The organism is Streptomyces coryli (genome assembly GCF_011044975.1).
GTDB classification, from domain to species: Bacteria; Actinomycetota; Actinomycetes; order Streptomycetales; family Streptomycetaceae; genus Streptomyces; species Streptomyces coryli.
Map to the genome: position 1 here is coordinate 1 of NZ_JAAKZV010000320.1, position 7,689 is coordinate 7,689.

At 72.4% G+C, this 7,689-nt stretch carries 10 protein-coding genes; 4 read left to right on the forward strand and 6 right to left on the reverse strand.

The features are described from left to right. The coding region (locus G5C51_RS37805) for a FecCD family ABC transporter permease (protein ID WP_165244726.1) at nt 1-754 on the reverse strand (754 nt) is incomplete at its 3' end. A gap of 128 nt (nt 755-882) precedes the next feature. On the opposite strand from G5C51_RS37805, the gene G5C51_RS37810 reads away from it, so the two are divergent. Beyond that, on the forward strand, nt 883-1,470 hold the full coding sequence (locus G5C51_RS37810) for an HAD family hydrolase (RefSeq protein WP_165244742.1): 588 nt from the start codon (nt 883-885) through the stop codon (nt 1,468-1,470). Here the strand turns inward: G5C51_RS37810 and G5C51_RS37815 are convergent. After that, on the reverse strand, nt 1,449-1,709 hold the full coding sequence (locus G5C51_RS37815; protein WP_338118454.1) for a hypothetical protein: 261 nt from the start codon (nt 1,707-1,709) through the stop codon (nt 1,449-1,451). The two genes, G5C51_RS37810 and G5C51_RS37815, sit on opposite strands and share 22 nt — an antisense overlap. A gap of 175 nt (nt 1,710-1,884) precedes the next feature. Here G5C51_RS37815 and G5C51_RS43875 point away from each other — a divergent pair, with 175 nt between their 5' ends. Beyond that, nucleotides 1,885-2,268, forward strand: a complete 384-nt coding sequence (locus tag G5C51_RS43875) for a cold shock domain-containing protein (RefSeq protein WP_165244728.1) — start codon at nt 1,885-1,887, stop codon at nt 2,266-2,268. Between the two features lie 7 nt (nt 2,269-2,275). On the opposite strand, the gene G5C51_RS37825 is transcribed toward G5C51_RS43875, so the two are convergent. The 4 genes from G5C51_RS37825 to G5C51_RS37840 are packed head-to-tail and all read right to left on the reverse strand — an operon-like array spanning nt 2,276 to nt 5,621. After that, on the reverse strand, nt 2,276-3,118 hold the full coding sequence (locus tag G5C51_RS37825) for a 1,4-dihydroxy-6-naphtoate synthase (protein ID WP_165244730.1): 843 nt from the start codon (nt 3,116-3,118) through the stop codon (nt 2,276-2,278). Between the two features lie 23 nt (nt 3,119-3,141). Continuing rightward, a complete protein-coding gene (locus G5C51_RS37830; RefSeq protein WP_165244732.1) occupies nt 3,142-3,765 on the reverse strand; it encodes a futalosine hydrolase in 624 nt (207 codons plus the stop codon). Beyond that, nucleotides 3,762-4,253, reverse strand: a complete 492-nt coding sequence (locus G5C51_RS37835; RefSeq protein WP_165244734.1) for a DUF2771 domain-containing protein — start codon at nt 4,251-4,253, stop codon at nt 3,762-3,764. The genes G5C51_RS37830 and G5C51_RS37835 overlap by 4 nt, the downstream gene beginning before the upstream one ends. A gap of 27 nt (nt 4,254-4,280) precedes the next feature. Next, a complete protein-coding gene (locus G5C51_RS37840) occupies nt 4,281-5,621 on the reverse strand; it encodes an MFS transporter (protein WP_165244736.1) in 1,341 nt (446 codons plus the stop codon). A 224-nt stretch (nt 5,622-5,845) separates the two neighbouring features. Here G5C51_RS37840 and G5C51_RS37845 point away from each other — a divergent pair, with 224 nt between their 5' ends. Both G5C51_RS37845 and G5C51_RS37850 read left to right on the forward strand, forming a co-directional pair. Continuing rightward, entirely contained in the window at nt 5,846-6,691 is an 846-nt protein-coding gene (locus tag G5C51_RS37845) for a DUF3027 domain-containing protein (protein WP_165244738.1), read from the forward strand. 63 nt (nt 6,692-6,754) lie between these two features. Then, nucleotides 6,755-7,689 (forward strand): bile acid:sodium symporter (locus G5C51_RS37850; protein WP_165244740.1); only part of this gene is annotated, 935 nt, incomplete at its 3' end.

The following is a 7,689-nucleotide window of genomic DNA, read 5'->3' on the forward strand; positions in this document are numbered from 1 at the left end:
CCCCCGCCCCCACCAGCACCGTCGCGCCCAGCCCACCCACGATCCGGATCACCGGCACGTTCTGCCCGAGCCCTGTCGCCACGTCATCGCCGAGCGCCAGCGCGTCAAGACCGCGGGCCACCGCGAACACCATCGCCACGCCGACCACCAGGAACGGCCACACCTGCCCCGCGATCTCCGCGTCCCGCCCCTGCAGCGACCCGACCTGCCAGAAGCGGAACTCGTCCAGCGCCGCCGACTTCGTCGTCAGCACGCCCGCGACCACCGCGGTCAGCAGCGCGTTGATCGCGGCACCGCCCAGCGCCAGCTTCACCGGCGACGCCCCGTCGCGGCCGCTCGCCGCGATCGCGTACGCCGCCACCGACGCCCCGGCGGCGCCGACGAAGGCGAACCAGACGTATCCGGAGAGGGAGTGCACATCCGCGTACGCGATCGCCAGCACCACGCCCACCGACGCGCCCTGGCTGACGCCGAGGATGCCGGGCTCGGCGATGGGGTTACGGGTCAGGCCCTGCAGCACGCAGCCGGCCAGGCCGAGCGCCGCGCCGACCATGATCCCGACCAGCGTCCGCGGCAGCCGCATCGACCGTACGATCTGCGCCGCCTCGCTCGACCCGCCGTGCAGCAGCGCGTCGAGGACCGCGCTCGGCGCGATCGCCCGGCTGCCCACCGCGAGGCTCAGCAGCGCCGCGAAGACGACGGCCGCGGTGCCGGCGAGGAGCCAGCCGATGCGGCGGGCGCGCAGCGTGCGCATTCCGTACGTCCTTCGCGAACTGTCAGGGGGAGAGGGCAGGTAAGGCTTGGCTAAGCAGTCTAAGCGCTCATGGTGGGCACAATGGTCGGGTGGCGATACACCCCCTGACGGTCGGCTTCGACCTCGACATGACCTTGATCGACTCCCGGCCCGGCATCAAAGCCGCCTATGAGGCGCTGTCCGCGGAGACCGGCACGCATATCGACGCTGACCTGGCGATCACCCGCCTCGGGCCGCCGCTCGATGAGGAGCTCGCGCACTGGTTCCCGCCGGAGCAGATCCCCGGGATGGGGGATCGCTACCGAGAGATCTATCCCACATACGCCATCGAGCCGACGCTTGCCATGCCGGGCGCCCGCGAGGCGATCACCGCGGTGCAGCAGGCCGGCGGCCGGGCCATCGTCGTCACCGCGAAGCACGAGCCGAACGCGAAGCTGCATCTGAGCCACCTCGGCATCGCGCCGGACGCCGTCATCGGCTGGCTGTGGGCCGAGGCGAAGGCGGAGGCGCTCCGCGAGTACGGGGCGGCGGCGTATGTCGGCGACCACGTCGGGGACGTGCGCGGGGCCCGTACGGCCGAGGCGCTGTCGGTCGCGGTGCCGACCGGCCCGTGTTCCGCCGCGGAGCTCGCGGCCGAGGGCGCGGATGTGGTGCTGGAGCCGGACCTGACCGCCTTCCCGGCCTGGCTGGCGGGCTACCTCGCCGAGCGCGCCTGACGGCGGCTCTCCGCCGCCTGCCGGAACAGCCCGGCGAGCGCCAGCGCGAAGCCCGCGCCCATCAGCATCGACACCAAGTAGGCGGCGGTGGGCAGTGGCTCGGCGTTCAGGAAGAACGGGACGAAGGTGGCCACCGTCGCCACCGCGCCGATCAGGAAGACGATGGCGCCCGCGCGCACCAGGCGGTCGCCGGGGGCGGTGCCGGCCGTGGTGCCGGCGCCGGAAATCTCATTGCTCACGCCACCAGGGTAGGTGCAGGGTGTGGCCGGGGTAGAAGCAGTGTGATGGAGACGGTCAGGAAGCGTCCGGCGACATCTTGTCACCGGCGAGCAGGCCGTTAGCCTTGTGGTGGCGGGTCTGGGTGGCCCGCTGTACTGCTCTTTGGCACCCCGTACGAGGCGAGGAAGGCGACACGTGCCCACCGGCAAGGTCAAGTGGTTCAACAGCGAGAAGGGCTTCGGCTTCCTCTCCCGCGACGATGGCGGTGACGTCTTCGTGCACTCGTCCGTTCTGCCTGCCGGAGTGGAGACGCTCAAGCCCGGCCAGCGCGTGGAGTTCGGCGTCGTCGCCGGTCAGCGCGGTGACCAGGCGCTGTCCGTCACCGTCCTCGACCCCGCCCCCTCGGTGGCGGCGGCTCAGCGGCGCAAGCCGGACGAGCTGGCGTCGATCGTGCAGGACCTGACGACGCTGCTCGACGGCGTCTCACAGCAGCTCGAGCGCGGCCGGTACCCGGACAAGACCAACGGCCGGAAGATCGCGGGCATGCTGCGCGCGGTGGCCGACCAGCTGGACGTGTAGCCGCTGACTAAACCGGGTCGAGCGCGTGCGGCGCGATGGGGGGCACCAGCCCCTCGGCCGCGGCGCGGGTGAGCAGCCCGCGGATGGCGGCGTAGCCGTCCTCGCCCAGGTCGGCGGTGAACTCGTTGACGTAAAGCCCGATGTGCTGGTCCGCCACGCCCGGGTCCATCTCCTGCGCGTGCTCCATGACGTATGCGCGGGAAGCCTCGGGGTCGTCCCACGCCATGCGTACGGAGGCGCGCGCGGCCTCGGCGAGCTGCTTGAGCTTCGCCTCGCCGAGGGAGCGGCGCGCGATGATCGCGCCGAGCGGGATGGGAAGGCCGGTGGTGGCCTCCCAGTGCTCGCCCATGTCGGCGAGGCAGTGCAGGCCGTACTGCTCGTACGTGAAGCGCGCCTCGTGGATGACCAGGCCCGCGTCCACCTTGCCGTCGCGGACGGCGGGCATGATCTCGTGGAACGGGAGCACCTTGACCTCGCCGATGCGAGGCGCCTCGGCGGCGGCCCAGAGGCGGAAAAGCAGGTACGCCGTGGAGCGCTCGCTGGGTACGGCGATCACCTTGCCGTTGAGATCCGCGGGCTGCCGAGGCCCGTTGGTCAGCACCAGAGGACCGCAGCCGCGGCCAAGTGCGCCGCCGGCGGGGAGCAGCGCGTAGTCGTCGAGGACCCAGGGGAGGACCGCGTACGACACCTTGAGGATGTCGAGGTCCTCGGTGCGCTGCTCGGCGAGGCCGTTGGTGACGTCGATGTCGGCGAAGGTGACGTCGAGCGGCGGGGCGTCGGGGACGCGGCCGTGGGCCCAGGCGTGGAAGACGAAGGTGTCGTTGGGGCAGGGCGAGTACGCAATCCGCATACGAGCGAGGCTACGCCTGGGCCCTACGAGCGGAGAGCTGCGGGTAGCACCTCGAAGGCGGCCGTGAGTGCTGTCAGCGCGTCCTTGATGCGCCATGCCTCGCGGTCCCGCGGCCCGACCGGGTTCGAGATGGCGCGGATCTCCAGCACCGGGACGCCCGCGCGGGCCGCCGCCTCGGCGACGCCGAAGCCCTCCATCGCCTCCGCGGCGGCGCGGGGATGGGCGCGGCGCAGGGTCTCGGCCCGGGCCGCGGAGCCGGTGACCGTCGAGACGGTCAGGATCGTGCCGAGCACGGCGCCCGTCGCCTCCGCCGCGGCGTTGGCGAGTTCACGCGGCGGCTCGTGTCGTACGGTCCCGAAGCCCAGTCCGGTCACCGGGACGAAGCCGTCCGGGGTCTCCGCCCCGAGGTCGGCGGCCACGATCTCGTCGGCGACTACGAGCGAGCCGACGGGAGCGACTTCGGCGAAGCCGCCGCCGATTCCGGCGGAGATGACGAGGTCGTACGAGCCGCGGGCGAGGGCATCCGCAGCAGCCGCGGCAGCCGCCGCAGGACCGACGCCACCCGCGATGACATGCCAGTCACCGGAGACACGTACCGCCTCGGCCTCCGCCGCTACCGCCGTGACGACGACCGCGCGGCGCGTCACTTCTTCTTCAGGTCGAAGCTCCACACGCCCTTGGAGCTGCCGCCGTCGACCTCGACGATGGCGACCTTGGCCTGCTTCACCTGCTGCTGCTGGCCGTCCGGGCCCTGGGCGCCCTGGAAGAAGGCGTCGCCCTGGAAGGAGATGTAGGTGCGGTCGCTGGGCTCGGTGATCGCGGGCTGGCCGTTGACGAACATCACCCAGCCGGTTTCGGCGATCTTCGGGTCGACGCCGATGCGCAGCTTGTCGCCGGGGCCGAGGGAGACGGACTTGCCGCTGCTCTCCTCGAGGCACTTGCTCAGCTCGTTCTGGGGGATGACCTCGCCCTTCTTGTAGCACTCGGCCTCGGTCGTCACCGTGTCGGAGCCGACCGTGAGCGTGGCCAGGGGCGTCGGCTTCTCGCAGGCGGCGAGGGCGGCGATGGAGACGGCGGCGGCACCAAGTGCGGCGGCGGCGCGCCGGCGCCGGCCCGGAGAAAACGCGATGGTCATGCGTCGCAGGCTACCTGTCGCCCGAAGTCAGGCCACGCGCGGGTGCGGCGTGCCGCGCCGGGCCGCGCCGAGCAGCCCCCGGACAGCGGTCAGCGCGCCGATCAGCACCAGCGCGGCCGAGGTGGCCATGCCGAGGACGGGGTTGAGCGGGAGCAGGATGCCGATGGCGCCGCCGATCACCCAGGACATCTGCATGGCCGTCTCGGAGCGGGCGAAGGCGGAGGTCCGTACCTGCTCGGGCACGTCCCGCTGGATGAGCGCGTCGAGGGACAGCTTGGCGAGGGAGAGGGAGAGGCCGGCCGTCGCGGCGACCGCGATCGCGGCGGGGAAGACGTAGAAGACCGCCGCCACCACGTCCACGGCCAGCGCGATGGTCAGCACCACCACGATGATCTTTTCCGGGCCGCGGGCGCGGAGCCAGGAGCCGATGACGGAGCCGGCCGCGTTGCCGATGCCGGCCGCCACCGCGACGATGCCGAGCGCCAGCTCCGGGCGGATGCCGGCGGGCGCGTGATCGCGGAGCAGGAAGGCCAGGAAGAAGGTGAGGAAGCCGGAGACCGCGCGCAGGGCGGCGTTCGCCTGCAGGGCGTGCAGCACGGAGGGGCCGACGCTGCGCAGGCCCGGGCGGCGGCGCGCGGGCAGCAGCGCGGCCTTGTCCTCGCGCTTGGCGGAGTCGACGTCGTGCGGGAGCGAGAAGCTGAGGAACATGCCGACGATGAAGATCACGAAGGCGCCGTAGAGCGGCCAGGACGGGCCGATCAGATGCAGCCCGCCGCCGATGGGCGCGGCGAGGCCGGTGGCGAGGAGGCCGGCGAGGGTGACGCGGGAGTTCGCTTTTACGAGTGAGATCTTGCGGGGCAGCAGGCGCGGGACGACCGCGGATCTGACCACCCCGTACGCCTTCGACGCCACCAGGACGCCGAGCGCCGCCGGATACAGCTCCAGGTCTCCGCTGGCGACCGCGCCCGCGATGATCAGGGCGAGCAGCGCGCGGGCGAGCATGGTCGCCGCCATCGCCGCGCGGCGGCCGTGCGGGATGCGGTCGAGCAGCGGGCCGATCACCGGCGCGAGCAGCGCGAACGGCGCCATCGTGATCAGCAGATAGAGCGCGACCCGGCCTCTGGCCTGGTCGGTCGGCACGGAGAAGAAGACCGTGGAGGCGAGCGCGATCGTGATCATCATGTCGCCGGCGCCGTTGACCGCGTGCAGCTCGATCAACCTGCCGAGTCCGGTCTCACCCGCGCCCTCGGCATGCGTGGCCTTACGGATCCGGCGCGCGGTGCCGACGATGGGCCGCCCCGCGGCGTGCCCGATGGTGCGGCCCACCTGGCGCAGGGGGCCGACATCCGCAGATTTATCGGCAACCACTCAGCCATAGTGCCGCACGCTCGGCGGCCTGCCGAGCGCCTGTGACGGGTGGGCCAGGGCGCGGGGCGGCTACGAGCACGCCGGTCGCCCGGTAGGGTGAAAGTTGCGCCCCGGCTTCTGGTGGTGCGGTGACGTTGACGCGGTCCATGGTTTCCGCTCCGTTGCTGCTCTGTCGGAGGTCTGGCCCCCTCCGTACGAGAGAATCGATTCTTGTGAGTGCTGCGATGCGAAGCCGTACCCCTGACCGCCAGTGCGCCGACGCGCTGGAGCTGGCGCGGGCCGCGGCCGAGGAGACCGCGGGCGCCGAGCTGGTCGGCGATCACCTCGGCGTGGTGGCCGATGGCGACCGGGTCGTCACCCACCTCTTCGACTGCAAGCTGATCGGCTATCGCGGCTGGCGCTGGGCGGTGACCGTCGCCCGCGCGTCCCGCGCCCGCACGGTCACGCTGGACGAGACGGTGCTGCTGCCCGGTCCCGACGCGCTGCTGCCGCCTGAGTGGGTGCCGTGGAGCGAGCGGCTGCGCCCGGGCGACCTCGGCCCCGGCGACCTGCTGCCGACCGAGGCCGAGGACCTGCGCCTCGAGCAGGGCTACACGCCGGAGGCGGACGGCGCGCCCGAGGCCCCCGAGGTACCGGAGCCGGAGGAGCTGGTCGAGCCCGACGAGCCGCGGCGCGCGGAGATCGCCGCGGTCGCCGACGAGCTCGGCATGCGCCGGGCGCGGGTGCTGTCCCGGTACGGGCTGCACAGCGCGGCCGACCGCTGGGAGGAGCACTACGGCTCCAAGACGCCGATGGCCCAGTCCGCCCCGGCGTCGTGCGTGAGCTGCGGCTTCCTGGTGCCGATCGCGGGGTCGCTGCGGCAGGCCTTCGGGGTGTGCGCGAATGAGTTCTCGCCCGCGGACGGGCGGATGGTCTCGCTGGCGTATGGCTGCGGCGGGCACTCGGAGGCGGCTGTGATGCCGAAGCCGCCGCGTCCGGCGCCGCCGGTGCTGGATGAGATGGGGGCGGACTCGCTCGAGGTCGAGGTCGAGGCCGAGGCCGAGGTGGAGTCCGGGGACTCCGCCGAGTAGTTGTAGAGGCCACATTTCGAGACGGGTTTGCGGGCCGGGGGCGGTCAGGTTTTACATCGCCCGGTGCAGACCGAACAGACGCCCGTACCCGAAGCCGCTCAGAACCGCGCCGCCAAGCGCGCGGTAACGGTCTTCCCGATCCTCGTGCTGGCGGCCGGCGGCCTGGGGCTGGTGACGCCGTCCACCTTCGCCGGCTGGTCGGAGAGCGTGCCGTATCTCCTCGGCATCGTCATGTTCTGCATGGGTCTGACGATGACGCCGCTGGACTTCAAGGGCGTCGCGCAGCGGCCGTGGGCGGTGGCGCTGGGCCTGGTGGCGCATTACGTGATCATGCCGGGTCTGGGTTGGCTGATCGCGCATGCTCTGGACCTGCCGCCGCAACTCGCGGCCGGCGTCATCCTGGTCGGCTGCGCGCCGAGCGGCACGGCGTCGAACGTCGTCACGTACCTGGCCAGGGGTGATGTCGCGCTGTCGGTGTCGGTGGCCACGGTCTCGACGGTCCTGGCCCCGCTGATCACGCCACCGCTGACGCTGCTGCTGGCGGGCGAATACCTGCCGGTGGAAGCGGGCTCGATGGTCTGGGACATCGTGAAGACGGTGCTCCTGCCGGTGGCGGCGGGGCTCTTGGTGCGGCTGTGGCTCGGCCGGTGGGTGGACCGCGCCCAGCCCGCACTGCCATGGCTGTCGGCGGCGACGATCGCGGTGATCGTGGCGGTGGTGGTGGCGGCGAGCGCGGATGCGATCAAGTCGGCGGCGGCTTTGGTCTTCCTGGCGGTGGTCCTGCATAACGGCCTGGGCCTGGCGCTGGGCTACGGCGCGGGCCGCCTCACGCGCATGGGGCAGCCTGCGTCGCGGGCGATGGCCTTCGAGGTCGGCATGCAGAACTCGGGCTTGGCGGCGTCGCTGGCCTCGGCCCACTTCAGCCCGCTGGCGGCGCTGCCTGCGGCGGTGTTCTCGGTGTGGCACAACGTGTCGGGGGCGGTGGTGGCGGCTTGGAT